Source organism: Nonomuraea sp. GTA35 (assembly GCF_041950525.1).
Classification (GTDB): domain Bacteria; phylum Actinomycetota; class Actinomycetes; order Streptosporangiales; family Streptosporangiaceae; genus Nonomuraea.
The window spans coordinates 1,098,309-1,123,152 of the sequence record NZ_JBGNUV010000001.1 but is presented as its reverse complement, the minus strand read 5'-3'; the positions used below and the strand labels follow the sequence as shown (position 1 = coordinate 1,123,152).

Sequence of the window (24,844 nt, the reverse complement as noted above, 5' to 3'; positions counted from 1 at the left end):
CCCAAAAAGTACATTGAGCGTTTTACTTTTTGCCACGCTCGTTGTACTTTACCGGACGTCGAGCACAAGAGCACGAGGAGACAGACATGATCAGGATCGCCATCGTCGTCGGCAGCACCCGTCCCCACCGCCGCACCGCGGTCACGGCCGACTGGGTCGCCGAGGTCGCCGCCCGCCACCCCGCCGTCACGGCCGGCGAGGCCGCCTTCGAGGTGGTGGACCTCGCCGGCTACGGGCTGCCCGTGCTGGACGAGCCGGCGCCCGCCCTGTTCGGCGAGTACCGGCACCCGCACACCAACCGCTGGGCGGAGACCGTCGCCTCCTTCGACGGGTTCGTGTTCGTCACGCCGGAGTACAACCACTCGGCGCCCGCCGCGTTGAAGAACGCCATCGACTTCCTGTTCGCCGAGTGGAACAACAAGGCGGCCGGTTTCGTCAGCCACGGCGTGCACGGCGGCGTGCGCGCGGTGGAGCACCTGCGCCAGGTCATGACCGAGGTGCAGGTGGCCAACGTACGCACGCAGGTGGCGCTGTCGGCGTTCACCGACTTCGAGATCACCGACCCGGCCCAGCCTGGCGTGATCACCCCTGGCCCGCACCAGGAGCCGACCCTGGTGGAGCTGCTGGACGAGGTCATCGCCTGGTCCGGGGCGCTCAGGACGCTGCGCCACCAGGTGGCGGCGGCATGACGGGCCGCCGCGCGGGAACGCTGGCCGCGGTGCTGCTCGGCTTCCTGGCGCTGCCGATGCTGATGTCCGGCACCACCGTCGCGCTCCCCCTGATCGGCGCCGACCTCGGCGCTTCGGGAGCGGCCCTGCAGTGGGTGATGGTGGGGTACTTCCTGGCGGCCGCCGCCATGATGCTGGTGGCCGGATCGCTCGGCGACCTGTACGGCCGGCGCCGGGTCTTCGCCGCGGGAGCCCTCGTCTACACCGCGGGAGCGCTGGCCAGCGCGCTGGCCGGCGACATCCTGACGCTGAACGTCGCCAGGACCCTGTCCGGCGTCGGCGCGGCCGGGGTGATGACCGGTGGCGGCGCCGTGCTCGGCGGCGCCTTCACCGGCCGCGCCCGCACCCGGGTGTACGCGGCGATGGGCACGACGGCCGGCGTGGGCATGGCCATCGGCCCGACCCTGGCCGGGTGGCTGGTGGGCGCGCTCGGCTGGCGGGCCGCCTTCGCCGTCTTCGCCGGGGCCGGCCTGCTCATGCTGGCGGGCGCCGCCGCCATGGCCGATTCGCGGGCGGAGGACAGGCCGCGGGTCGATGTGGGCGGCGCGCTGGCCCTGATCGCCGCGCTCAGCTTGACCATGTTCGGCGTCAACCAGGCCGCGGCGGCCGGCTGGGCCGACGCCCTGGTCCTGGTGCCGCTGGTCGCGGGGCTGGCCATGCTGGTGATGTTCGTGCTGGTCGAGCGCCGGGTCCGCCATCCGGTGCTGGATCTGGGGCTGCTGCGCGATCGCCGCTTCGTGGCGTGGACGCTGGCCGGGCTGGTCCTGGCCGCCGGGCCCGCCGGGGTGACCGCGTACCTGCCGACCTATCTGCAGGGGGCGGGAGGCGTCTCCGTGCAGGCCGCTGGGCTGACCATGCTGGCGCTCACGACGCCCGTGCTGCTCCTGCCGCAGGTGGGCGGGCTGCTGATCAACCGCGGGGTGCCCGCTCGCGCGCTGGTCACCGCGAGCCTGCTGCTGATCGCCGCGGGGAACGTCTGGCTGACCACGCTGCGCCCCGACCTCGGAGTGGCGGGGCTGCTCGGACCGCTGGCGACGCTCGGGACCGGGATGGGCCTGATGATCGGGATCACCGACGCGCAGGCGGTGAACCAGGTCGCCCAGGAACGGATCGGCATGGCCACCGGGCTGCTCAACACCGTGCGCGCGGGCGGCGGCACGCTGGCCACCACCCTGTTCGGCACCGCCCTCGCCACCGTGCTGCACGCCCGCGCCGACGATCCCGCACGCGCCGCGCGCATCCTCGCGGGCAGCCTCGCCGGCCCCGGCCGGGCCGTGGAGGCCTCCTGGCTCACCGGGGCCTGGCAGGTGGCGCTGTGGGGCGCGAGCGGGATCTGCGCGGTGGCCGCGCCGGCCGTGTGGGCGCTGCTCGCCCCGCCCCGCCCCGGCCGGCCCGCGGCCTCGGCCGCCCCCGCCGCACCCCGGCCACGGCCGTCGGCGCTGCCGTAGCCCGCCTGCCACGGCCGTCGGCGCTGCCGTAGCCCGCCCGCCCGGCACCGGCAAGCCGGACCAGCCGCGGGCCTGGAGCAGCCGACGAGGCGGATCAGCCGGCGGCCTCACGATCAGCCGACGAGCTGGATCAGCCGGCGTGCCTCCTGCACCAGGCGGCTCGACCCCTTGCGGCCTGCGACCGCCGCCACCTCCGGCAGTTCCCCCCGCACTCGCGCGATCCTGGCCGCCCGCGCCCCCGCCGCCAGCAGGTCGGCCGCGCCCGCGCGGGGACGCTCGCCCTCCTTGGGCAGCAGGCCCGCCAGCACGCCCGAGATCACCGCCCACACCGCCTCGTGCGCCCCCGCCTGGGTGGCGTCGTCGAGGACGGAGACCACCCGGTTGAGCTTGACGAGGTCGGCCGTGACCAGGGCCGTCACCGCCGCCGCCAGGGCCCCGGCCGGGGTCTCGCCGCGGGCGGCGAGGGTGAGGAAGGCGTCGGTGGCGGCGGCCCGCTCGGCCGGGTTGACGTGCCCCATGCCGCACACCAGGGCGTGGGCGGTGGCGGCGCCGAGGGGCCCGTCGCCGCGGGCGAGGGCGGTCAGCGCCTGCGTCTGCCGGTCGTTGGCGTCCATGGACCACGGCAGGTAACCGGCCAGGTGGGCCGCGGCCAGCTCCCGGTGGGCGGGGAGGGCGAGCGGCCACCAGGTCAGCGAGTACGTGTGGCCGTCCTGCACCTCGAACAGGGCGCGGATCTCCTCGGGCAGGCCCGGGGCCGGCGCGCCGAGCTCGGCCTCCAGCCGCGCGCCGTGTGCCGTCTCGCGCACGGTCACGGTCGCCTCGGGATCGGGCATGCCGCCGTCGCGCATCCACGCGGCGCACGTGCGGCCCGCCTCCGACGTGAGCCGGACGGCCCGCTCGACGTCGGCGGGCGCGAACCGGCGGGGCAGCCGGAGCAGCGCCTGGGCCAGGTCGGCCGGCAGGGCCCGCACCCCGGCGGCCTCCAGCCGCTCCAGTCGGTCGAGCAGCGCGGACGGGTCGAGGTGCCCGGTGCCCGCCGTGGGCGTGGCCAGCAGGACCGGATAGCCGGTGCCCTCCTCGAACGGGGTCACCAGCTCCAGGGCGCGGCGCCGGTAGAGCAGCTCCGGCGCGCCGGGAGCGTCGGGACGGCGCCGCCGCCCCGGTGCCTGCGCCGTCAGCTTCCTGCTCCGCTCGGGGGCGGCGAAGGCGAGGAAGGCCCGGGACACGGCGGTGAACAGGCTCTCGTGGATCTCGCCGCCGTGGTGCCCGTACGCGCCCGGCGTGAACGGGTGCCACCACGGCCGCAGCGCCTGCCTGAGGCGTTCGGGGTCGCGGTGCGACCACTCGGCCAGGCCCGCGAGGAGGCGTTCGAAGGCCCACACGTCGGGCGGCCAGCGAAACCCGGCCAGCTCCAGGACGAGTTCCTCGGGCGAGGCGATGGGCGGCGGCAGCGGCGGGCACTCGCCCACCGGCAGCGGCGGGGCGGCGGGCGGGGCCGCCTCGGCGATGCCGCCCCCGTACGCCGCCGAGACCTGCTCCCGCAGCTCCGACGGCAGCTCCGCCGCCGCCTGCCGGACCGCCTCGCGCCCGGCGGGCCCGGCCTGCGGGGCGAGCCTGACGGCCAGGCGCACGGCGCGCTCCTGCAGCGCGAGCGTGTCCTGCGTGAAGATCGTCGAGAGGGCGTCCAGCACGGTGTCCACGCGGCCCGCCTCGCGCAGCACCGCGTCGCCCGCCCATGACACGGCCGCGCGCAGCAGCTTCTTCTCGGGCCGGAACGCCAGCGCCGCCATCGCCTCGGCGAACAGCTCCTCCTCCAGCCGCCCCGCCTCCTCCAGCCGCCGCAGCTGCGCCAGCGCCACGTCGGCCACCGCGACCGGGCCGGCGGGCAGCAGGCCCGCGTAGTCGGCGGCGTACCTGGCCGACTCGTCGATGTCGAGGTCGAGCCGGTCGTGCAGGCCGGCGAGCTCCGCCCGCGCCGCCGGGCCGTCGCGCAGCAGCCGCCTCACGACGGCGTCGATCACGGCCGCGCGGTCGAGCAGGCCGCCGTGGACGAGGTGCGCGACCGTCTCGACCACCTGCCAGAGCGGGGTCTGGGCGAGGGCGTCGATCTCGAGGATGCGGGGCCCGTACGCGGCCAGCAGCGGGTCGCGGCCGGCCGTCTCCGGGCGCAGCCGGCGCAGCCAGCCGACGATGAACGGCTCGCCGTCCGGCGGCTCGATGCCCGTCTCGCGGACGAGCGCGGCGGCGATGTCCCAGTGCCGCGGCTCCGGCAGGCGCATGCGGGCGGCGATGCGGCGGGCCACGTCGGCCTGCCACTCCACGGGCCGCCGCCGCAGCAGGCCGACGAGCAGCTCTACTTCGTCGTCATCGAGCCATCGCGGCAGCTCGCGCCGGAACAGCCACGCCGCCACGGCCGACGCGCCGCCCATGCAGGCCACGCCGGCCACCAGCAGCGGCCTGCCCTGCCTGGCCCACTCCTGCCACCCGGCGGTGCGCGCCGTGGCCGTCACGTAGCCGGGCAGCTCGGCCGCGACCTTCCTGCGGCCCGGCTCGTCGAGCGTGACCAGGTAGGCCGCCAGCCCGGTGGCGTCGCCTGACGTGACCCTGGCCAGGGTCTCCTCCCAGGCGGTGGCGGGCGAGGGTGAGGGGCGGGCGCTCGAGTGCGCCACCAGCGCGTGTGCCATGACCCGGGACACTAGCGAGCGGCCACGACAATTCCGGGATCATGCGAGGCGAGACCGGAATGTGATATGATCATTTTGTCATGAACAGTCATGACACTTCCGTGCCGCGCACGATCCTCGCGGGCGGCCCCGACAGTCCCGCCGCCCGGTTCGTCGCGGCCATGAACGCCGGCGATCCCACCGCGCTCGACCACGCCTACGAGGACGGCGCCGTTCTGATCCCCGTGCCCGGCCATCCCGTCACCGGCCCGGCCAGGGTGGCCGCCAACCGGCATCTCCAGAGCTTCGGCCTCCCGATCGAGGCCCGCCCCCGCCACGCGTACGTCGCGGGCGACATCGCCCTGCTCATCGTGGACTGGTCGATGCGCGGCACCGCCCGCGACGGCAGCGAGGTGGATCTGAGCGGCACGGCCACCGACGTCGTACGGCGCGGCGCGGACGGCCGATGGCGCTACGTCATCGACAACCCCCACGGCACCGCCTAGGCCGAGCAATGAAAACCGTTGTCGTCAGCATGTCATACTAAATCCCCTCATTTGATCGCGCGTCGCGGGGAGGATGATGACTCAGGCGGCGGAGCGGCGCGGCTCCGGGTTGCCGTGGGCGTTCGTGGTGCTGGCCGGGCTGCTGGTGGCGGGCAGGTTCGTGCTGGCGCCGCAGCTGACGCATCCGGCGCTGCAAACCTGGGCCACGGTGTTCGTGGCGGTGTGCGTGCAGGCGCTGCCGTTCCTCCTGTTCGGGGTGGCGCTGTCGGCCGCGATCACGGCGTTCGTGCCCGCGTCGTTCTGGACGCGGGCGCTTCCCCGCCGCCCGTACGCGGCGGTGCCGGTCGCGGGCGTGGCGGGGGCGGTGCTGCCGGGGTGCGAGTGCGCGTCCGTGCCCGTCGCGGCGGGGCTGATGGCGCGGGGCGTGGCGCCGCCTGCGGCGCTGGCGTTCCTGCTCGCCTCCCCCGCGATCAATCCCGTCGTGCTGGTGGCCACCGCCGTGGCCTTTCCCGGTGAGCCCTCGATGGTGGTGGCGCGCTTCTGCGCCTCCCTGGCGGTGGCGGTGACGGCGGGGTGGATCTGGGCGCGGTTCGGGCGTGCGGAGTGGCTGCCCGCGCCGCGGGGGGCCGCCGGGCACCGGCATGGGCGCGGTGGGCGGTGGGAGGCGTTCGTGGGGGCGATGTGTCACGATCTCATGCACGCGGGCGGGTTCCTGGTCGTCGGCGCGCTGGCGGCGGCGACGCTGAACGTGGTGGTGCCGCGTGAGTGGCTGACCGCCGTGGCGGGGGTGCCGGTGGTGTCGGTGCTGGTGCTGGCGTTCCTGGCGGTGCTGCTGTCGATCTGCTCGGAGGCCGACGCGTTCGTGGCGGCGTCGCTGACGGCGTTCTCGCCGACGGCGAAGCTGGCGTTCCTGGTGGTGGGGCCGATGGTGGATCTGAAGCTGATCGCGTTGCAGGCCGGCACGTTCGGCGGCGCCTTCGTACGGCGCTTCGTGCCGCTCACGCTGGCCCTGGCGATCGCCGTCAGCTTCGCGGCCGGGTGGGCGCTGCTGTGAGCGCATGGTGTCAGCCGTCGCCGGATGGGTGGGCGCTGCTGTGAGCGCATGGTGTCAGCCATCGGGTGGATGGGAGCTGCTGTGAGCGGGCGGTCGCAGGCGAGCCTGCTGCTGGTGCTGGGGGCGACGCTGCTGGCCGTGTCGGCGTTCACGCCGATGTACGCCAACTACGTCAGGCCCGGTTACCGGCCCGCGCTCGTGGCGGCGGGCGTGGTCCTGGTGCTGCTGGCGCTGCCGGCGTTCGGCCGCCGGGAGCGCGCGCCGCGGGTCGCGTGGCTGCTGGCGGCGCCGGTGTTCGCGATCGTGGTGGTCGTCCCGCCGCCGCTCGGCTCGTACGCGGCCAGGAACGGCGTCGCCGCTCCCCCGCCCGCCACCGGCTACCGGGCGCTCGGGGAAGGCGTGACGGAGCTGACGCTGGGCGAATTCACCGGCCGGGCCGCGTCGGGGGCGTCGCTGGCGGGCCGCCGCGTCAGCCTGACCGGGTTCGCGGTGCACGCGCCCGGCGGCTGGTACCTGGCCAGGATGCGGATGGCCTGCTGCGCCGCCGACGCGTTCGTGCTGGAGGTGGCCGTGGAAGGGGCCGGGGCGCCGCGCGAGGATGCGTGGGTCCGGGTGACCGGCACCTGGGTCCCGCGGGAGGAGCCCGCGATCAAGGCGGACGCGGTGGTGCCCGTCGCTCCGCCCGAGGAGCCTTACGAGCTGGTGTGAAGCATTCTCCCGAGGTGATGCGCGCATGGCGCCGCGCTCATCGCCGCGCCTGCTCCGGTGCCGGGATCGTCCGCAGGAACGCCTCGATCGCCTCGTTGACCGCCTGCGGGTTGTCCTGGTTGGCGATATGGCCGGCGTCGGGGATGACGACCTCCTCGAGGTTCTCGGTCCCGGCCCACCGGGGCATGGCCGAGGCGATGTTGCCGGTGCCGTCCCGCTCGCCGCGGATCAGGCACAGGGGCACCGGTGTGCGGTAGCCGGGATCCGGGGAGAGGAACTCGACGGTTGCCCGCCACACCTGGAGGAACTCCTTCTTCGGCACCTGGCCGAAGGCCCGCCGGGCGTCCGTCCGCGCGGCCTGGGTGATCGCCGAGGCTTCGGCCATCAGCCGCGGGAGATTCCTGGCCGGCATCACCGACAACATCGGCGCGGCCGCCCGCACCAGCAGGCGTTCCTTCCAGGACAGCGGTGCCGTGTTCGACGTCGCGCCGATGACGACCAGGGCGCGGGCCAGGCCGGGATGCCGCTGGACGACGGCCTGGCCGAGGTTGCCCCCGAGCGACTGCCCGACGAGCACCGGCCGGTCCAGCGCCAGGTGATCGATCAGCGCGCACAGGTCCGCCATCGCCCGCTCGGCGGTGAACCGGACACCGGCCGGGCGCGACAGGCCGTGACCGCGCAGGTCCCAGGTGACGACGCGATACCCCCGGTCCCGCAGGTACTCCCGCTGGGCGTCGAACATCACGTGGTCGGCCCCGGCCCCGTGCGAGAACAGCAGCGGCAAGCCGTCACCGCCGCTGTCGGCGTAACGCAGGTCGCAGCCATCGAGCGAGAGCACGGACGGAAGATTCACCATCTTCACAACATAGTGAACGAAACTCCGGCACGGACGCCGGCGGTCCACCGCGGGCCGCTCAGTGGCGCCAGTAGCCGCAGGACACGATGCGCCTTGTCAATTTAGGTTAGCCTTACCTTATATTCAAGCAAGCCCGAGGCTGTGCCCTGATGTCAGACCGGAGGTCGTGAAGAATGACGCCCCCATCCCCCGCCGGCCCGGCCACTCCCGTCATCGAGCCCGCGGACACGCCGGGCAGGTACAAGGTGACGTTCCTGTGGGAGGCCGGCTCGTCGGACGAGCGGGCGGTCGTGCTGATCAACACCGTGACCGACCGCGACCGGCACGCCGGCGACATCACAGGTCACGTGATGACCCCGCTGCCCGGGACGGGCCTGCTGCACCTGACGTACGAGCTCGACGCCGACCTGCGTGCCAGCTACCAGATCCTCCCCTGCACCACGCTGCCGGGCACCGACAGGGACTCCTGGCTGAAGGTCATGCGCGCCGCGCTGCCCGACCCCCGCAACCCCCGGACGGTCCCGAACTCCCCCGACCGCCACCCGGCGTCGCTGCTGGAGCTCCCCCAGGCCCCGCCCCAGCCCTACCGCGACGCCAGGCCCGGCGTTCCCCGGGGACGCGTGACCGAGGCCGGGGTCGCGGGGCGGCGGGTGTGGGTCTACACGCCGCCGGAACACCGGACGGGGCCGTACCCGGTCGTGGTGCTGCTCGACGGCGAGGTGTGGGCCGGGCGGATCGGCCCGACCATCGACAACCTGATCGCCGACGGCCACCTCCCGCCCGCCGTCGTGCTCATGCCCGACTCCGTCGACCGGCCCACCCGGCACCGGGAGCTGGCCTGTCACGAGCCGTTCGTCCGCTTCCTCGCCGGCGAGCTGCTGCCGTGGGCGGAGCGCGAGTGGCAGGCGAGCGCCGACCCCGGCCTCACCGTGATCGCGGGGCAGAGCTTCGGCGGCCTGACCGCCTCCTATGCCGCGTTCGTGGCTCCCGAGCGGTTCGGCAACGTGCTGTCGCAGTCCGGCTCGTACTGGTGGAGCGACGGCGACCCCGAGTGGCTGACCCGCAGGTACGCGCGGGCTCCCCGGCTGCCGGTGCGCTTCCACGTCGAGGTCGGCGCGCTGGAGTGGATGCTGCTGGAGCAGAACCGCCGCTTCGCCGAGACGCTCGCCGCCCAGGGGTACGAGGTGAGCCTCACCGAGTACAACGGCGGCCACGACCCCGCCTGCTGGCTCGGCGGCCTGGCCACCGGCCTCACCACGCTGGCGGCCGGATGGCTGTGAACGTCACGGACGCCGTGACGCTCGCCCAGGCGGAGATCGGGCCGCTGCGCGGGCAACTCCCCCGCGACCCGCTCCACGCCCGGTGCTGGTGGACGCCTTCGCCGTGATGGCCGCCCGCGCCGACGGACCGGGCCCGAACGGGAGGTCCGAAGTCCGCCAGCGCCGGCCGGGGGCAGGGGCGAGAGTGATTGCCCATGAACAACACCGTGACGAGCGAGCATGTCCGTATCGAGCCGAGCATCCTATATTTCGGCACCCCCGTCGTGCTGATCTCCTCGTCGAACGAGGACGGCACCCCCAATCTGGCCCCCATGTCGTCGGCGTTCTGGCTGGGCTGGCGCGGCATGCTGGGGCTGGGAGCCAGGTCGAAGACCGCCGCGAACCTGCGCAGGACCCGCGAGTGCGTGCTGAACCTGCCGTCCGACGCGCTCGCGGCGGCGGTGGACCGGCTGGCGCTCACCACGGGCTCCGACCCGGTTCCCGAGCGCAAGTACGAGCGGGGTTACTGGTATGTGGGTGACAAGTTCGGGCACGCGGGGCTGACGGCCGTGCCGTCGGAGGTGGTGGCGCCGCCGCGGGTGGCCGAGTGCCCGGTCGCGATGGAGTGCGTGGTGGAGGCGGTGCATCCGGTGGCGGACGGCGGCACCCTCGCCTTCGAGGTGCGGGTCGTGCGGGTGTGGGCGCACGAGGAGATCCGGCTCCCCGGGTCGGACGACCACATCGATCCCGACGCGTGGCGGCCGCTGATCATGAGCTTCCAGAAGCTGTACGGGCTCGGACCGCAGGTACATCCGTCCAGGCTGGCGAGCATCCCGGAGCGGCTCTACCGGACGACCGACATCGACCGGGCCCGCTCGGAGGCCCAGGCGCCCTGAACCCCGCCCGGGCCACGGCACGTCAGGCGGGCGGGGTGACGTCCAGGACGGCCTTGCCCGCGACCCGCCGCTCCAGCAGCGCCTGCGCGGCCTCGGCGATGCGGCCCCAGGGGCCGCGCCAGCCGATCTCCGGCGAGAGCCGCCCCGCCGCGGCGAACCCGAGCAGCGTCGCGAGGTCCGGCCCGACCTCGTGAACGTCGCCGAACGTGCTCATCGTCTTGGCGGGCCCGATGGAGAACAGCGAGTACGGCTCGAACACCGCCGGCTCGCCGGACGCCCAGCCGATGTTCTGCACGCTGCCGCCGGGTGCCAGGAGCTGCCAGGCGGCGACGAGCTGGGGCCCGCCCACGTTGTCGAGGATGAGGTCGACCTGCCGGTCGATGCCCTCCAGCCCGACCACGACCTCGTGGGCGCCCAGCTCGGCCAGGCCCTCGCCGCGTGCCGGCGAACCCACCGAGGCGATCACGTGGGCGCCGCCCAGCGCGGCAAGCTGCACCGCGTACCGTCCGACGCCGCCCGCGGCGCCGGTGACCAGCACCCGCCGGCCCAGGATGTCGCGGGTACGCAGCGTGCGCAGCGCGGTGAGGCCGGCCATCGGGAGCGCGGCGGCGTCGGCGAGGTCCACCTGGTCGGGCACCTCGGCGACCGCTGTGCTGTCCACGGCCATGCGCTGGGCCCAGGCTCCGGCTCCGAACGCGGCGACCCTGGTGCCTGCCGCGGGGCCGCTTCCGTCGGCGGCGGCGCGTACGACGATGCCGGCGGCGTCGTAGCCGTGGACGGTTCCGGCCGGGCGGCGGCCCGCGAAGGCGACCTCGCCGCGGTTGAGCGAGAAGTGGTGCACGGCGAGGAGCAGCTGGTGCGGCTGGGGTTCAGGATCGGGGGCCGGGCCGAGGCGAAGGGAGCCGGGGGCGTCGGGGGTGACGATGAGTGCAAGCATGTGCGTTCGTCCTTCTTCTGCGGCGGTATGCGGACCGCTAGTCCGGTTGGCAGGACGGTAGCATAATCGGACCGATAGTCCGCATCGGTCGCGAGGGGTCCCATGGCCGGCCGCCGCACCGACGGCACCGAGAGCACGGCGAGGGCAGCGAGCACGGAGGGCGTCACGCCGATGGAACGCACGGAAGGCATCACGCCGGTGGAACACCGGGAACCCACGGACCCCGCCGAACCCGCCGAACCCGCGGAGCGCGGTGAACGCGGTGAACGCGCCGACGCGGCGCGGAACCGGCGGGCGGTGCTTCGCGCGACCGAGCAGCTCCTGGCGGAAGGCGGCGGGGACCACGTGTCGCTCGATCGGGTGGCCGCGCTGGCCGGGGTCGGGAAGGGCACGGTGTTCCGGCGGTTCGGGAGCCGGGCGGGGCTGCTGCAGGCGCTGCTCGAAGAGCGTTCGCGGAAGCTGCGCGAGGCGGTGGCGAGCGGCCCGCCGCCCCTCGGGCCCGGCGCGCCCGCGCGCGAGCGGCTGCACGCCTTCCTCGACGGGCTCGGCGCCATCGCCGAGGGCAACGCCGTCCTGCTGGCGGCGCACGAGCAGGCGTGCGCGCAGGACAAGTACGGCGACCCCAGCTACCGGTTCTGGCATGCCCACCTCGGCGCCCTGCTCGCCGCCGAACGCCCCGACCTCGACGCGGACTTCCTGGCCCACGCCCTGCTCGCGCTCTTCGACGGTGACCTGATCCGCCACCTGGCGACGTCCGGCGACCCCCGCCGCTTCACCCGTTCCGTCCAGGAGACGGCGGCAGCCCTGCTCGGCCCGGCGGGCTGATCCCGCCCGCGCCCACTTCCACGCCGGGCGGCCACGACGGCGCCGCCCGCCCACGTGGCCGGACCAGGATTTCCTCACCCTTCCCGGCCCGTTCCTCATGCGAGCGTCCCCCTTCCCCGGCAGGCCGCACCGGCCGGCGTGCCGCCGGCCGGTGCGGCCTCGTCGTGCCACGGCCCCTCAAATGAAACATCTGTGCCGTTAGTGTGCTACCGTTCTTAACGGGAGATCCGACCCGTTAAAGGATGGAATCATGGAATATCGGCAGTTGGGAGCGTCCGGTCTCAAGGTGCCCGCGCTGAGCTTCGGCGCGGGCACGTTCGGGGGCAGGGGTGAGCTGTTCGGCGCATGGGGCAACACCGACGTGGCGGAGGCCAGGCGGCTGGTGGACGTGGCGGTCGAGGCGGGGGTGACGATGTTCGACACCGCCGACGTGTACTCCGACGGCGCCTCCGAGGAGGTGCTCGGCCAGGCGATCAAGGGCCGGCGGGACAAGGTGCTCATCTCCACCAAGGCCGGGCTGCCCGTTGACGACACCCCCAACGGCGCCGGCACGTCCAGGCCCCGGCTGATCAAGGCGGTCGACGACGCGCTGCGCCGGCTCGGCACCGACTACATCGACCTGTTCCAGTTGCACGCCTTCGACGCGGCCACACCGGTCGAGGAGGTGCTGTCCACCCTGGGCGACCTGGTCGCGGCCGGCAAGCTCCGGTACGTCGGCGTGTCGAACTTCTCCGGCTGGCAGCTCATGAAGTCCCTCGCCGCGGCCGACCGGCGCGGCTACCCGCGTTACGTGGCGCACCAGGTCTACTACTCGCTGGTCGGCCGCGACTACGAGTGGGAGCTGATGCCTCTCGGCCTCGACCAGGGCGTCGGCGCGCTGGTGTGGAGCCCGCTCGGCTGGGGCCGCCTCACCGGCCGCATCCGGCGCGGCAGGCCGCTCCCCGAAGGCAGCCGGCTGCACCGCACCGCCGCCTTCGGGCCGGCCGTGGACGACGAGCGGCTGTACGCGGTGGTGGACGTGCTCGACGAGATCGCCGGGGAGACCGGGCGGAGCGTGCCGCAGATCGCGCTCAACTGGCTGCTGCGCCGTCCGACCGTGGCCTCGGTCATCGTCGGGGCGCGCAACGAGCAGCAACTGCGCGAGAACCTGGGTGCCGTCGGCTGGTCCCTCACCCCCGACCAGGTGTCCCGGCTCGACGCCGCCAGCACCGTGACCGCCGCCTACCCCTACTACCCGTATCGCAGCCAGGAGGGGTTCGCCCGGGTGAACCCGCCGATCGAGCGACTCGTCCACCAGGTGTGACTGCCGGGGTCACCGCCGCGCGGCCGGGCCGGGCGGCGGTGACCCGCCCACGCGGCCGATCCCCCGCTGGTGGGCGACACAGGCACTCAGTCATGGGCAGGGGGAGTCGCCCGGACGGTCGCGGCTTGGATCACGCCGGCGCAGGGCGTCTCCGCGACCAGGATCCGATGAACCACCCCGGTGGTGAACGGACCCGCGATCGAGGCGGTCCCGCTCCACCTTGCCGGTCTGGTTCCGCGGTACGGACGGCACGAACTCGACGTCGCGCGGCACCTTGAACCCGGCCAGCTCCTCCTTGACCGCCCGCCTGAGCTCGTCCGCCGACAGCCGGGTCCCCTCCGCCGCCACCACGTACGCGGCCAGCCGCTGCCCGTACTCCTCGTCCGGCACCCCGAGCACCGCCACGTCCGCCACGCCGGGGACGCGGGCCAGGACGTTCTCCACCTCCTGCGGGAACACGTTCTCGCCACCGGAGACGATCATGTCGTCGTCGCGCCCGTCGATGAACAGCAGGCCCCGCTCGTCCCGGTGCCCGAGGTCGCCCGTGGCGAGCAGCCCGTCCGGTCGTCCTCCCGCCGCGAACGTCAGGCCGCCGCCGACGAGCACCCGCCCCACCTGCCCGGCCGGCTGCTCGCGTCCGCCGGCGCCCTCGATCCGCACGGTCGCGCCGCGCGGCGGGCGGCCGACGGTGTCGGGCGCGGTACGCAGGTCGGCGGGCGTGGCCAGGGCGGCCCAGCCGGCCTCCGTGGAGCCGTAGAGGTTGTAGAGCACCTCGCCGTAGGTGTCCATGAACGCGGTGGCCAGGTCCGGCCGCAGCGCCGAGCCGCCGGAGACCACCACGCGCAGGTGCGGCAGCCGCCGGGGCGCGCAGGCCAGCAGGCGCTTCAGCATCACCGGCACGGCCACCAGCGTCCCGGCCCGGTGCCGGTCGAGGGCGTCGAGCACGGCCTCGGGGTCGAAGTGGCGCATGAGCACGACCGGGCAGCCGAGCACGAGCGCGGCGGCGTACCAGAGCAGGCCGAGCCCGTGGAACAGCGGCGGCGCGATGAGCATCGGCTCCCCGCCGCGTACGGGGACGGTGGCCAGCATCGACAGGAACGGCTCGATCACGGCGGCCGGGGAGAGCCGCCGCGGCGCCCCCTTGGGCACCCCGGTCGTCCCGGACGTGAGCAGCACCAGCCGCCCGGGCCGCCGCGGTACCGGTGCCGTCGCCGTGCCGTTCTCGCTGATCAGCGCGTCCAGGTCGCCGGTCCGGGGGCCGTCGAAGTCGACGCGCGGCAGGCCGGGGTCGGCGATGAGCGCGTGCACGCCCTCCCGCCGCAGCACGTCCCGCAGGCGCGGCCCGGCCAGCCCGGTGTTGAGCAGCAGCAGGTCGGCCCCCAGCCGGGACACGGCCGCGACCGCCTCGGCGAATCCGCGGTGGTTGGGCCACATGACCGCCACCGTCCTGCCGGGCCCCACCCCGAGCCGGCGGTGCAGGCCCGCCGCCAGCGCCGCGGCCCGGGTGTCGAGCTCGGCGAACGTGAGCGTCCCCGACTCGTCCATGACGGCCGGCCGGCCGGGCCAGCGCGCCGCCGCGGCGGCCAGGCCCGTGGCGGGCGTCAGGTGGAAGTGCCGGTACGCCTCCACGACGCGGGCGAGTGCGGTGGGGTGCACCGGGCCCAGCAGCCCGTTGCGGATGAGTGCGGGGGCGGCCTCGAGTCCGAAGCCGCCCAGGTCGACCAGCCTTCCGAGCATCTGCGCACCAGGCCTTTCCTCACGACAGGAGGTACGCGTACCCGCCCATGCCGCGACGGAACCCGCCGCGCCCGCGTCACGTCACTGCTGGCCGGGACGGCGCGCCGCGGCCGGGGCGGGCCCGGCCGTGCCGTCGGTGAAGCGGCCCGGCCGGAACGGCGCCAGCAGCGCCGACTCCTCACCGAACACCTCCCCCGCGACCTCCGCCATCAGCAGCGGCGCCAGCGTGACCCCGCTGTGCGTGGCCACCGTGTACACCCGCCGCTCCGCGTCGGCGAACCCCGCCACGGTGAGCCCGTCCCCGGGCATCGCCCGCTGCCCCACCACGGCCCGCTCGACCACGGCCCCCTCGGTGGCGCGCAGCACGCCGGGCAGCAGCGCCATGATCTCGGCGAGGACCGGCTCGGGCACCGGCGCGGCGGGGTCGGCCAGCCCGTCCAGGGGCAGGGACTGCAGCAGCAGCCGGCCGCCCCCGTCGGGCCGCAGGTTGAGCGCGGCCGTGGTCAGGACGCGTGACAGCCGGGCGGGCACCGGCGAGGTCGTGACCAGGAACCCGTTGGTGACCGTGCCGGACACGGCCGGGTCCAGCATCGGCACCGTCAGCCCGGCCATGGCGGCGACGTGCTGGGTCCAGCGGCCGGTGCAGGTGACGACCGCGTCGCCGGCGAACGTGCGCCCGTCGGCCACCGTCACCTTCGCCCCCGACGCGGTCGCCTCGATCGCGGTGACCTCCGCGCCGCACTCCAGGGTGGCTCCGCCGTCGCGGGCCTCTCCGAGCAGGCGCCCGAGCAGGCGCAGCGGCTGGACGTACGCCTCGCCGGGGAAGAACACGTACTCGGTGCCGGGGGGCGGCGGCACGAGGTCGGGCTCCAGGGCGAGAGCGCGCCGGGCGGTGACGCGTTCGACCGGGTAGCCCATGCCGAGCAGCCGCGTGACGCGGGCCTCGAGCAGCTCCTGGTGCTCGTCGGTGACGGCGCACTCGAGGTTGCCCGTGGGGAAGAAGTGGTCGCCGGGCAGCTGGTGATGAGCCCAGACGGCGGCGTGGTTGAGGTCGAAGTACGCCTGGGGCGTCTTGTTGTTGGCGTTGATCCACGCGACGGAGGTGGAGCTCGTGCCCGCCCCCGGGGTACGCGCCTCCAGCACCGTGACCTGGGCGCCGCGCCGGGTCAGGCCGGCCGCGACCGCGGCTCCGACCACTCCCGCGCCGATGACGACGACTCGCACGCTAGCTCCTTTCCTGGGTGTCGGCGCCGAACAGCTTGGCGACGCCGACGAAACGTTCGATGACGACCACGGCGACCACGGCGAACAGCACCATGAGGGTGCCGATGGCGGTGACGGTCGGGTCGTAGTCGTACTGCATGTAGTTGAAGATCCGTACGGGCAGCGTCTGCAGGTCGGTGGTGACCACGAACAGCGCCACCGTCAGGTCGTCGAAGGAGGTGATGAAGGCGAAGAACGCGCCCCCGATCAGCGCCCCGCGCACGGCCGGCAGCGTGACGTGCCAGAACACCAGGAACGGCGGGGCGCCCAGCCCGGCGGCGGCCTTCTCCGCCGACCGGTCCAGGCCCGCCAGCCCGGCCAGGACGAGCCGCACCGCGTACGGGACAGTCAGCACGAGGTGGGCCAGCAGCAGCGTGAACGGGCTGGAGGCCAGCCCCATCTGCGCGAACCACTGCAGCAGCCCGATACCGAGCACGATCGTGGGCACCGCGAACGCGCTGGACAGCACCGCCTCCAGCGCGGCCCGGCCGGGGAAGCGGTAGCGGTGGATGGCCAGCCCGCCGGCCAGCCCCACCACGGCGGAGACGGCCGCCGCGGCCAGCGCCACCCCGGCGCTGAGCGCGAACGACGACAGGAACTCCGGTTTGGCGAACACCTCGGCGTACCAGCGCAGCGTGATGCCCTGCGGCGGGAACGTCACGTACGAGGTGGCGGTCAGCGAGGAGGCGACGGTGACGGCGACGGGCGCGATGAGGAACAGCCCGACCAGCGTCGCGAAGGCCGCGCCGAGCACCCGGGTCAGCCGGCTCATCCGAACACCGCCTCCCCGTTGCCCCGCCGCAGCAGCCGCGAGTAGCCGAGCAGCAGCCCGGTCGTGACGATCACCAGCACGAACCCGATCGCGGCCGCGTACGGCCAGTCGAGCGTGGTGGTGGCCTGCGTGTAGACGAAGTACGGCATGAGCTTCACCTTCGGCCCGCCCAGGATGGCCGGCGTGACGAAGCTGGAGGCGGTCAGGCTGAACACGATCATCGCCCCTGCCAGCATGCCGGGCGCGGACAGCGGCAGCGTGATCCGCCAGAAGCAGGTCCAGCCGGGCGCGCCGAGGCCCTTGGCGGCCGGCACGAGGGTCGGGTCGATCCGGTCCAGGCTGCCCATCAGCGGCAGCACCATGTACGCGAGCATGACGTGCACCATGCCGATCAGCACGGCCGTGTCGTTGTAGAGCAGCTGCGGCGGCGTGAGCCCGAGCCACTGGATGACGGCGGCGATGGGTCCGTTGGGGCCGAGCACGACCAGCCAGCCGTACGCGCGGATGACCATGCTGATGAGCAGCGGCGACAGCAGGAGCAGCGCCAGCCAGTTGCGCACCCGCGCGGAGCGGCCGCGCAGGTAGAGCGCGAACGGGTAGCCGACGAGCAGGCAGCCTGCGGTGGTGAGGGCGGCGACCTTGAGCGTGTTCCACAACACGTCCCGGTAGAAGGGGTCGCCGAGGAAACGCGCGTAGTTGCCGAGCGTGAACGCGCCGGTCTGCGTCCTGAAACTGTTGGCGACCAGCGTGAACAGCGGCGCCACGAACAGCAGCGCGAAGATGAGGATGGCGGGCAGCGCGAGCAGCAGGCCCGTGCGCCAGCGCGGGCGGCTCAGCCGCGCGCCGCCAGCGAGGCGTCCGACGGCCGCCATGAGCAGGTCACCTCCTCCCCTTCCCGCGGCACCCGGGCGTCGTACGGCAGCGCCGCCGTCACCTCGCCGGCCGGGGTGGCGACCACGCAGCGGATGCGCGAGCCGAGGAAGCGGGTCTCGCGGACGGTGCCGCGCAGCCCCTCCCCGCCGTGGCCGGCCTCGTGGCTCACGCGGACGACCTCGGGCCGCACGTACACGCGCACGGCGGCGCCCTTGGCGGGCGGCTCGCCGACCGGGGTGGCCGTCACGCTCTGCCCGGCGACCTCGCAGGCGCCGCCGTCGAGCGCGGTGCCGTCGAGGGCGTTGACCTCGCCGATGAACTGGGCCACGAAGTCGGTGGCGGGCCGCAGGTAGATCTCCTGGGGCCGGTCGAGCTGGTGGATGACGCCGTCGGCCATGACCGCGATCCGGTCGGAGACGGCCAGCGCCTCCTCCTGGTCGTGGGTGACGAGGATGGCGGTGGTGCCGATGCGGCGCTGCAGCGCGGCGACCTCGTCGCGCAGCCGTACCCGGAGCTGGGCGTCCAGGTTGGAGAACGGCTCGTCGAGCAGCAGCAGGTCGGGCTGGACGACCAGCGCCCTGGCCAGGGCGGCGCGCTGCTGCTGGCCGCCGGAGAGCTGGCGGGGGTGCCGCTCGGCCATGCCGTCGAGGCCGACCAGCTCCAGCATGTCGGCGACCCGGCGCCTGCGCTCGGCGGCGCCGACCTTGCGCATGCGCAGCCCGAAGGCCACGTTGTCGGCGATCGTCAGGTGCGGGAACAGGGCGTAGGACTGGAAGACCATGCCCATGGAGCGGCGGTGCGGGGGGACGGCGGTGATGTCGCGGCCGTCCACCTCGATGAGCCCGCCGTCGGCGGTCAGGTGCCCGGCGATCATGTTCAGGGTGGTCGTCTTGCCGCAGCCGGACGGGCCGAGCAGGGTGAGGAACTCGCCGGGCTCGGTCTCCAGGTCCACGGCGGAGACGACCTCCTTGCCGCCCAGCACCTTGCGCACGCCGTTCAGGCGCAGCCGCCCGCGCCGCACCGCCGTCCCGGCGGGGGCCTGTGTCGTGCTGGTCACTGTTCGACCTCCTTGGTCCAGCGGTCGGTCCAGGCGGCGCGGTTGCCGTTGACGTCCTTCCAGTCCAGCGGCGTCATGCCGGCCGCCCGGTCGGGCCCGACGACCCGCGTGGCGAGCGCGGCGTCGAGGGTGGCGTCGGTGACGGTCGGCCCGTCGTACCCCTCGGCGGCGAGTTTCTGCTGGATGGCCGGCTCCAGCAGGGCGTTGACGAACTTCTGCGCCAGGTCGGGGTGCGGCGCGTTCTTGACGACGTTCGCGGTGGCGAGCAGCGGGATGGCGCCCTCCTCCGGGTAGGCGAACTTGATCGGGAAGTTCTTGTCGGCGAGCGTCTCCACCCGCGAGCCGCCCCACACCGAGGCGACCGCCTGCCCCTGCAGGAAGTAGTTGGACACGTCGGCCGTGGTGTCGAAGGTGAAGGCGTTGGCGGCGACCTTCTTGATGCCCGCGAAGCCCGACTCGACCGTGCCGTCGCCCTCGCGGGCGGCCAGCATGAGCGCGCCCACGCCGTAGGTGTTGCTGATCGACGGCAGCACCACCTTGCCCTTGAGCTTGGGGTCGGCCAGGTCGGACAGCTTCTTGGGGGCGGGCAGGCCGTTGTCGGCGTACCACTTGCTGTTGTACGCCAGCCCGGTCGCGGTCATCGCGAACCCGACGCCGACGTCCCCGGGCAGCCGGGCGACCTTCTCCACCTTGGCCAGCCGGGTGACGGCGGCCGGGTCGAGCCCGGCCAGCAGCCCGGCCGCGGCGGCCTGCGCCTGCGGCCCGTCGTCGATGAGCGCGACGTCGATCTGCGGCGCGTCCTTCTGCGCCTTGAGCTTGGCGACGGTGTCGGTGGAGCTGCCGGCGATGTAGGTGACCTGGCAGCCGCACGTCCGCTCGAAGTCGGGCAGCACGGCCTGCTCGAAGGCCTGCTGGTACGAGCCGCCGTACCCGGCCACCACGAGCTTGCCGGCCGACGCGGTGGGGCTGGGCGGGGCGCAGGCCGTCAGCCCGATGAGGGCCAGCGCCGCGGCGAGCAGCCTTGTCATGAGGTCTCGATCTCCTTGTTCCAGCGGTCCGTCCAGGCGGAACGGCTCTTGTTGATCGCTGCCCAGTCGAGTTTGCGCAGCTCGGCGGCCCGGTCCTGGCCGACGACCTTGGCCGCCAGGTCGGGGGCGAGCTGGACGCCCTTGACGGTCGGGCCGTTGTAGTTGGACTCGGCCATGGCCTGCTGGGCCGACGGCTCCAGCAGCGCGTTGACGAACTGCTGGGCCAGGCCGGGGTGCGGCGCCTTGTTCACCACGTTGACGGTGGCGATCAGCGGCAGCGCGCCCTCTTCGGGGTAGACGAACTTGATCGGGAAGCCCTTCTTGGCGAGCATCTGCACCCGGGAGTTGCCCCAGACGCTGGCCACGGCCTGCCCTTGCAGGAAGTAGTTGGACACGTCCGCGGTGGTGTCGAACGTGACGGCGTTCGCGGCGATCTGCTTGACGCCCGCGAAGCCGGGGTCGATGCGGTGCTCGGAGCCGCCGCCGACCTTGGCCGCGATGAGCAGCGCGCCCAGCCCGTACGTCTGCGTGATGGACGGCATCACGAGTTTGCCCTTGAGCTCGGCGTCGGCCAGGTCGGCGAGCCGGGTGGGGGCGGGCAGGCCGTGCTCGGCGTAGTAGTCGGTGTTGTAGGCGATGCCGGTGGCGTTGAGCGAGAAGCCGACGCCGACGTCGCCGGGCAGGCGGGCGAGGTCGATGACGTCGGCCAGGTTCGTGACGGTCTTGGGGTCGAGCGGGGCGAGCAGGCCGGCCTCGACGGCCTGGTTCTGCACGCCGTCGTCGATGAGGGCGACGTCGATCTGCGGGGCGGCCTGCTGGGCCTTGAGCTTGGCGACGGTGTCGGTGGAGCTGCCGGCGATGTAGGTGACCTTGCAGGAGCAGGTCCGCTCGAAGGCGGGGATGACCGACTGCTTGAACGCTTCCTCGTACGAGCCGCCGTACCCGGCGATGACCAGCGTGTCCGGCGCGGCCGACGGGGTGGGGGCGCCGCAGGAGGTGAGGGCCAGGGCTGCGATGGCGAGCCAGAGCGGTCTGGGGTTCATGGCGACCTCCGAAGGGGGCGATTCGGGGTGAGGTGGTCGATGTGGCGCGTGGTGGTGCCGGTCTCGACCAGGTCGGCGACGATGTCGCCGAAGACGGGGGCCAGCTTGAAGCCGTGCCCGCTGAACGCGGCGGCGATCACGGTGCGGCCGCGCGTGCCGAGCAGGCCGTGACCGTCGGGGGTGAAGGCGTCGGCGAAGGTGGCCACGCGGATCGGGTCGGGCCGCAGGCCTGGCAGGGTGGCGGCGACGGCGCCGGCGACCTGCCTGACGTACGCGGGCGGGGCGGAGCGTTCCAGCGCGCCGGGCGAGTCGATGTCCCGCCACGGGACGTGCAGGTTGACCTTGACGCCTGCGCCGTCCAGCGAGGGGAAGCAGGAGTAGGCGGGCTCGCCGACGCGGATGGCGATCGGGCAGCGCCCCGGGTCGAACAGGGTCTCGTCGCGGCGCGGGAACCAGGTGGAGGTGATGGCCCTGGCGGCGATGGGCAGGTCCGGCAGCAGCCGGCTCGCCCAGGGGCCCGGGGCCAGGACGGCGTGGGTGAAGCGGTGCTCGCCGCCGTCCTGCGTCACGACGGTCACGCCGGTGGTGTCCTGGCGTACCTGCTGGACGGGGGTGTAGCGCAGGACGCGGGCACCGGCGCGTTCGGCGGCGGCCGCGGCGGCGACGACGGCGGGCTCGGGCCGCAGGTAGCCGACGTCGGGGTCGGCCACCATGACCTCGCCGTCGCGCAGCGGGTGCTCGGGCGCCCGCTCGGCCGCCTCCCTTCCGGTCAGCACCCGCACGGGCAGGTCGTGGGCGCGGGCGGCGGCCAGCACGGCCACCACCGCGGGGTGCTCGCGCGGGCCGACCGTGATGCCGCCGACCCGGGTCAGCAGGCGGCGGCCCGCGCCGCGCTCCAGCTCGGCCCACAGGTCGCGGGCCTCGCGCAGCAGCGGCACGTATTGGGGACCCTCCTTGTACGCGGTGCGGAAGATCCGCGACTCGCCACCGGCGGCGCCGCGGTCGTGGCCGGGCGCGTAGGCGTCGAAGCCGACGGCCGGGATGCCGCGCTCGGCCAGCCGCCACAGGGCCATCGAGCCGACGGCGCCGGTGCCGACGACGGCGACAGAGGTCATGTTCCGCTCCTTTTCGGGCATGGCTGGGGACCGTGGCGCCGGCGGGCGCGACGGGTGGGTGGTCCGATCGGGGTGGGGTTGACTCAGGTGTGGTCGGGGGAGCCGCTCAGGTCGGTCTCCACGTAGAAGCGCTCGTTCCCGGGCGGGACGATCTCCTCCAGGAGCTCGGCGATCTCGCCGCGGCGGGTCCACGTCTCGCGGGTCCAGCGGAAGACGGGCGTGCCCGCGGGCAGCCCGAACAGCTCCGCCTCGTGCTCGCCGAGCGCGTACGGCTCCACGTAGAGCCTGGCGCGTACCAGCTCGACCCCGCGGTCGCGCAGGTAGGCGTGGCTCGTCAGGGGCGCTAAGTCCTGGTCGAGCAGGTCGGGGGCGAGCCGGAAGGGCAGCACGTGCAGCTCGGTGTTGCTCACCTTGCCGTCCGCGCCGAGCTTGTGGCGCTCCATCTGGACGACCGCCTCCTCGTCGGGCACGCCCGGCAGCCGCAGGCGCGCCGCCCGCGCGGGCAGCACCTCGGCCGAGACCACCCGGTGGTCGCCGTGCGTCTCCGGCCCCTGGATCAGCAGGCCGGTGAAACGCAGCAGGTTGTGCTGCCCCACGGCCTGGGCCACGAAGCTGCCGCGCCTGCGGAAGCGGACGATGAGCCCGGCGTCGGCGAGGTCGCGCAGGGCCCGCTGCACGGTGATGCGCGAGACCTCGAACTCCTGGCAGAGCTCGACCTCGGTGGGGATCCGGGTTCCCGGCCCCCACTGGCCGGTTCGGATACGCGCCTCCAGCGCCCTGCGGATCCGCACATGAAGCAAGAGGTCGCGTTCTGACATGACAAAATACTCGTCGTGACGATTAGTCATGTCAATAGGGGATTAGATATAACTTATCGGCGTTTGTCGTGGTGAACGGCTTTTTGCCTGGCTCAGCGGACGGCCGCGGTCTCCCGCACCCAGGGCAGCAGCAGCCGCTCCACCAGCACCAGCGCGTAGAACAACGCGACGCTCATGATGCCGAGCAACCCGATGGCGGCGAACGCCAGCGCCGTGTCCGAGCTCCCACCCGCCTGCACGATCACGAACCCCAGCCCCGCATCCCCCGCGCTGAACTCCCCGATCACCGCACCCACCGAGGCCAGCGGCATCGCCACCTTCAACCCCACGAAGACCTGCGGCAACGCGCCGGGGAACCGGATCTTCACGAACGTCTGCCACCGCGGCGTGTCCAGCGACCTGGCCAGCTCCACCAGCTCCGGCGGCGTCGAGGCCAGCCCGCCCGCCACCGACAGCACGACCGGGAAGAAGCACACCAGCAGCGCCATCACCACCTTCGGCTGCTGCCCGAACCCCATCCACACCACCAGCAGCGGCGCCAGCGCCACCTTCGGGACCGCGTTGAAGGCCACCAGCAGCGGATAGAACATCAGCTCCGCCACCCGGAACGCCGCGATCGCCATCCCGATCACCAGCCCGCACACCACCGACAGCACGAACCCGAGCACCGTCTCGCCCAGCGTGATGCCGGCCTGCTCCAGCAGGTAACCGGGAATCCGCAGGAACGCCGCCACCACGCCGGCCGGCGACGGCAGGACGATCTCCGGGATCGCGAACGCCGACGCCACCAGCGCCCACGCGCCGACCGCGACGACCACGCCCAGCGTGGACCAGCCCGCCGCGACCACCGCGTCCCGGCCGCGCTCCACCCGGCTCAGCCCTTGGGCAGCAGGTCGAACGAGACCACCGACTCCGGCGCCAGCTCCTCGTCGAACGCGCCGGCCGTGCGCAGCACGGTGATCGCGCGCTCCACGCGCTCCCTGGTCATCGCCCCCATCGGCGTGCCGTCGGCCGGGCGCACGTAGGAGGCCATCAGGGCCAGCTCGGCGGCGGCCACCTCGGCGTTCTGCGCGGGCTGCTTGCCGACCAGGATCCGCGCCGCCTCCTGCGGGTGCTCCACCGCGTACGCCAGGCCCTTGAGCAGCGCGCCGGTGAACCGCCTGACCAGGTCCGGCTGACCGGACGCGACCGTGGCGGAGGTGGTCACGGCCGAGCCGTACAGGTCGGTGATGACGTCCCCGAACGGCAGGACCTTGATCTCCTTGCCCTTGGCGGCGTTGCGCACGGTGGGCTGGCCGACCACGTACTGGCCGATCGCGTCCACCTGCCCGGAGGCCAGGTTCGCGGCGAGCTGGGCCGGCTGCAGGCTGACCCACTTCACCTTCGACGCGTCCACCCCGGTCAGCCGGGCGTAGCTGGGGAACATCATGCTGATCACCGACGACGCGGTGTCGCCGACGGTCTTGCCCTCCAGATCCTTCGGCCGGCTGATCCCGCTGCCGTCCAGCGCCATCAGCGCGGCCAGCGTGCGCTGGTGCAGCGCCGCCACCGCGACCGCGCCCTCCGCCTTGCCCCCGGCGGCGGCCATCAGCGTGGCCGTGAAGTCGACGGCGGCGAACTGCGCCCGGCCGCCGAGCACCGCGGCCAGGTTCTCGCCGCTGCCCTGACCGGGCTGCACGGTCACCTCGATCCCGGCCTGTTCGAAGAAGCCCTTCTCCTGCGCGACATAGACATAGGCCTCGCGGCCGAACGCGCCGAACCCGGTCACCCAGGTGACCCGATCGGCCGCCGGCCGGGCCGGCGACGGCTCCCGCTCCCCCGAGCCGCAGGCGGCAGGGAGGGAGAACGTCGCAACCAGAACGGTGATCGTGATGACGCGCGGCAGTCGCCTCATGCCCCAGATCATGACGGACCCTGGGCAGCGGTCAATATGCCCGGACCCGCGAGGTTGCGAC

The 24,844-nt window shown here is 73.9% G+C and carries 23 protein-coding genes; 9 read left to right on the top strand and 14 right to left on the bottom strand.

All coding sequences use genetic code 11. The annotated features are described in order from the left end of the window. The first annotated feature begins 86 nt into the window (after positions 1 to 86). Together ACBJ32_RS05025 and ACBJ32_RS05020 are read left to right on the top strand one after the other, a co-directional pair. Positions 87 to 689 carry an NADPH-dependent FMN reductase gene (locus ACBJ32_RS05025; RefSeq protein ID WP_375125631.1) on the top strand — a complete coding sequence of 201 codons (603 nt, stop codon included), beginning with the start codon at positions 87 to 89 and terminating at the stop codon, positions 687 to 689. Further along, positions 686 to 2,176, top strand: coding sequence for an MFS transporter (locus tag ACBJ32_RS05020; protein WP_375125630.1), 1,491 nt, complete (start codon positions 686 to 688; stop codon positions 2,174 to 2,176). Before ACBJ32_RS05025 ends, ACBJ32_RS05020 begins: the two co-directional genes overlap by 4 nt. Positions 2,177 to 2,289: 113 nt before the next feature. Here the strand turns inward: ACBJ32_RS05020 and ACBJ32_RS05015 are convergent, their stop codons facing one another. Then, entirely contained in the window at positions 2,290 to 4,860 is a 2,571-nt protein-coding gene (locus ACBJ32_RS05015) for a DUF6493 family protein (protein WP_375125629.1), read from the bottom strand. A gap of 80 nt (positions 4,861 to 4,940) precedes the next feature. On the opposite strand from ACBJ32_RS05015, the gene ACBJ32_RS05010 reads away from it, so the two are divergent. The 3 genes from ACBJ32_RS05010 to ACBJ32_RS05000 all read left to right on the top strand — a co-directional run bounded on the left by ACBJ32_RS05010 (position 4,941) and on the right by ACBJ32_RS05000 (position 7,107). Beyond that, positions 4,941 to 5,345 carry a YybH family protein gene (locus tag ACBJ32_RS05010; protein WP_375125628.1) on the top strand — a complete coding sequence of 135 codons (405 nt, stop codon included), beginning with the start codon at positions 4,941 to 4,943 and terminating at the stop codon, positions 5,343 to 5,345. Positions 5,346 to 5,418: 73 nt separating this feature from the next. Continuing rightward, on the top strand, positions 5,419 to 6,399 hold the full coding sequence (locus ACBJ32_RS05005; protein WP_375125627.1) for a permease: 981 nt from the start codon (positions 5,419 to 5,421) through the stop codon (positions 6,397 to 6,399). Between the two features lie 81 nt (positions 6,400 to 6,480). Further along, positions 6,481 to 7,107: a TIGR03943 family protein gene (locus tag ACBJ32_RS05000; RefSeq protein WP_375125626.1), complete on the top strand. Its 627-nt coding sequence runs from the start codon at positions 6,481 to 6,483 to the stop codon at positions 7,105 to 7,107. A 37-nt stretch (positions 7,108 to 7,144) separates the two neighbouring features. Here the strand turns inward: ACBJ32_RS05000 and ACBJ32_RS04995 are convergent, their stop codons facing one another. Continuing rightward, entirely contained in the window at positions 7,145 to 7,963 is an 819-nt protein-coding gene (locus tag ACBJ32_RS04995) for an alpha/beta fold hydrolase (RefSeq protein ID WP_375125625.1), read from the bottom strand. Between the two features lie 173 nt (positions 7,964 to 8,136). Here ACBJ32_RS04995 and fes point away from each other — a divergent pair, with 173 nt between their 5' ends. Further along, on the top strand, positions 8,137 to 9,243 hold the full coding sequence (gene fes / locus ACBJ32_RS04990; RefSeq protein ID WP_375125624.1) for an enterochelin esterase: 1,107 nt from the start codon (positions 8,137 to 8,139) through the stop codon (positions 9,241 to 9,243). A gap of 194 nt (positions 9,244 to 9,437) precedes the next feature. Then, entirely contained in the window at positions 9,438 to 10,118 is a 681-nt protein-coding gene (locus ACBJ32_RS04985) for a flavin reductase family protein (protein ID WP_375125623.1), read from the top strand. Positions 10,119 to 10,140: 22 nt separating this feature from the next. Here ACBJ32_RS04985 and ACBJ32_RS04980 read toward each other — a convergent pair whose 3' ends face one another. Beyond that, positions 10,141 to 11,055 carry a zinc-binding dehydrogenase gene (locus ACBJ32_RS04980; protein ID WP_375125622.1) on the bottom strand — a complete coding sequence of 305 codons (915 nt, stop codon included), beginning with the start codon at positions 11,053 to 11,055 and terminating at the stop codon, positions 10,141 to 10,143. A 171-nt stretch (positions 11,056 to 11,226) separates the two neighbouring features. Between ACBJ32_RS04980 and ACBJ32_RS04975 the strand changes: the two genes are divergently transcribed. Then, the gene (locus ACBJ32_RS04975) at positions 11,227 to 11,880 is read left to right on the top strand and encodes a TetR/AcrR family transcriptional regulator (RefSeq protein WP_375125621.1); all 654 of its coding nucleotides are present in this window, start codon (positions 11,227 to 11,229) and stop codon (positions 11,878 to 11,880) included. 250 nt (positions 11,881 to 12,130) lie between these two features. Further along, positions 12,131 to 13,183, top strand: coding sequence for an aldo/keto reductase (locus ACBJ32_RS04970; protein WP_375125620.1), 1,053 nt, complete (start codon positions 12,131 to 12,133; stop codon positions 13,181 to 13,183). 90 nt (positions 13,184 to 13,273) lie between these two features. Here ACBJ32_RS04970 and ACBJ32_RS04965 read toward each other — a convergent pair whose 3' ends face one another. From ACBJ32_RS04965 to ACBJ32_RS04915, 11 genes are all read right to left on the bottom strand, one after another. Then, the gene (locus ACBJ32_RS04965; RefSeq protein ID WP_375125619.1) at positions 13,274 to 14,920 is read right to left on the bottom strand and encodes an AMP-binding protein; all 1,647 of its coding nucleotides are present in this window, start codon (positions 14,918 to 14,920) and stop codon (positions 13,274 to 13,276) included. 81 nt (positions 14,921 to 15,001) lie between these two features. After that, positions 15,002 to 16,144, bottom strand: coding sequence for an NAD(P)/FAD-dependent oxidoreductase (locus ACBJ32_RS04960; protein ID WP_375125618.1), 1,143 nt, complete (start codon positions 16,142 to 16,144; stop codon positions 15,002 to 15,004). 1 nt (position 16,145) lies between these two features. Further along, on the bottom strand, positions 16,146 to 16,955 hold the full coding sequence (locus tag ACBJ32_RS04955; protein ID WP_357892388.1) for an ABC transporter permease: 810 nt from the start codon (positions 16,953 to 16,955) through the stop codon (positions 16,146 to 16,148). Further along, positions 16,952 to 17,827: an ABC transporter permease gene (locus tag ACBJ32_RS04950; protein WP_375125617.1), complete on the bottom strand. Its 876-nt coding sequence runs from the start codon at positions 17,825 to 17,827 to the stop codon at positions 16,952 to 16,954. Before ACBJ32_RS04950 ends, ACBJ32_RS04955 begins: the two co-directional genes overlap by 4 nt. Continuing rightward, positions 17,788 to 18,885 (bottom strand): ABC transporter ATP-binding protein, encoded by a 1,098-nt coding sequence (locus ACBJ32_RS04945; protein WP_375125616.1) that lies wholly within the window; start codon positions 18,883 to 18,885, stop codon positions 17,788 to 17,790. Before ACBJ32_RS04945 ends, ACBJ32_RS04950 begins: the two co-directional genes overlap by 40 nt. After that, positions 18,882 to 19,913 (bottom strand): ABC transporter substrate-binding protein, encoded by a 1,032-nt coding sequence (locus ACBJ32_RS04940; protein ID WP_357892397.1) that lies wholly within the window; start codon positions 19,911 to 19,913, stop codon positions 18,882 to 18,884. The genes ACBJ32_RS04945 and ACBJ32_RS04940 overlap by 4 nt, the downstream gene beginning before the upstream one ends. Continuing rightward, positions 19,910 to 20,956 carry an ABC transporter substrate-binding protein gene (locus ACBJ32_RS04935; RefSeq protein WP_375125615.1) on the bottom strand — a complete coding sequence of 349 codons (1,047 nt, stop codon included), beginning with the start codon at positions 20,954 to 20,956 and terminating at the stop codon, positions 19,910 to 19,912. The genes ACBJ32_RS04940 and ACBJ32_RS04935 overlap by 4 nt, the downstream gene beginning before the upstream one ends. Further along, complete coding sequence (solA, locus tag ACBJ32_RS04930) at positions 20,953 to 22,071, bottom strand: N-methyl-L-tryptophan oxidase (protein ID WP_375125614.1); 1,119 nt, start codon at positions 22,069 to 22,071, stop codon at positions 20,953 to 20,955. Before solA ends, ACBJ32_RS04935 begins: the two co-directional genes overlap by 4 nt. A gap of 83 nt (positions 22,072 to 22,154) precedes the next feature. Beyond that, positions 22,155 to 22,889: a GntR family transcriptional regulator gene (locus ACBJ32_RS04925; protein ID WP_375125613.1), complete on the bottom strand. Its 735-nt coding sequence runs from the start codon at positions 22,887 to 22,889 to the stop codon at positions 22,155 to 22,157. Positions 22,890 to 22,981: 92 nt separating this feature from the next. Beyond that, entirely contained in the window at positions 22,982 to 23,758 is a 777-nt protein-coding gene (locus tag ACBJ32_RS04920) for an ABC transporter permease (protein WP_375125612.1), read from the bottom strand. A gap of 5 nt (positions 23,759 to 23,763) precedes the next feature. Further along, positions 23,764 to 24,783, bottom strand: a complete 1,020-nt coding sequence (locus ACBJ32_RS04915) for an ABC transporter substrate-binding protein (protein WP_375125611.1) — start codon at positions 24,781 to 24,783, stop codon at positions 23,764 to 23,766. Positions 24,784 to 24,844 lie beyond the last annotated feature (61 nt).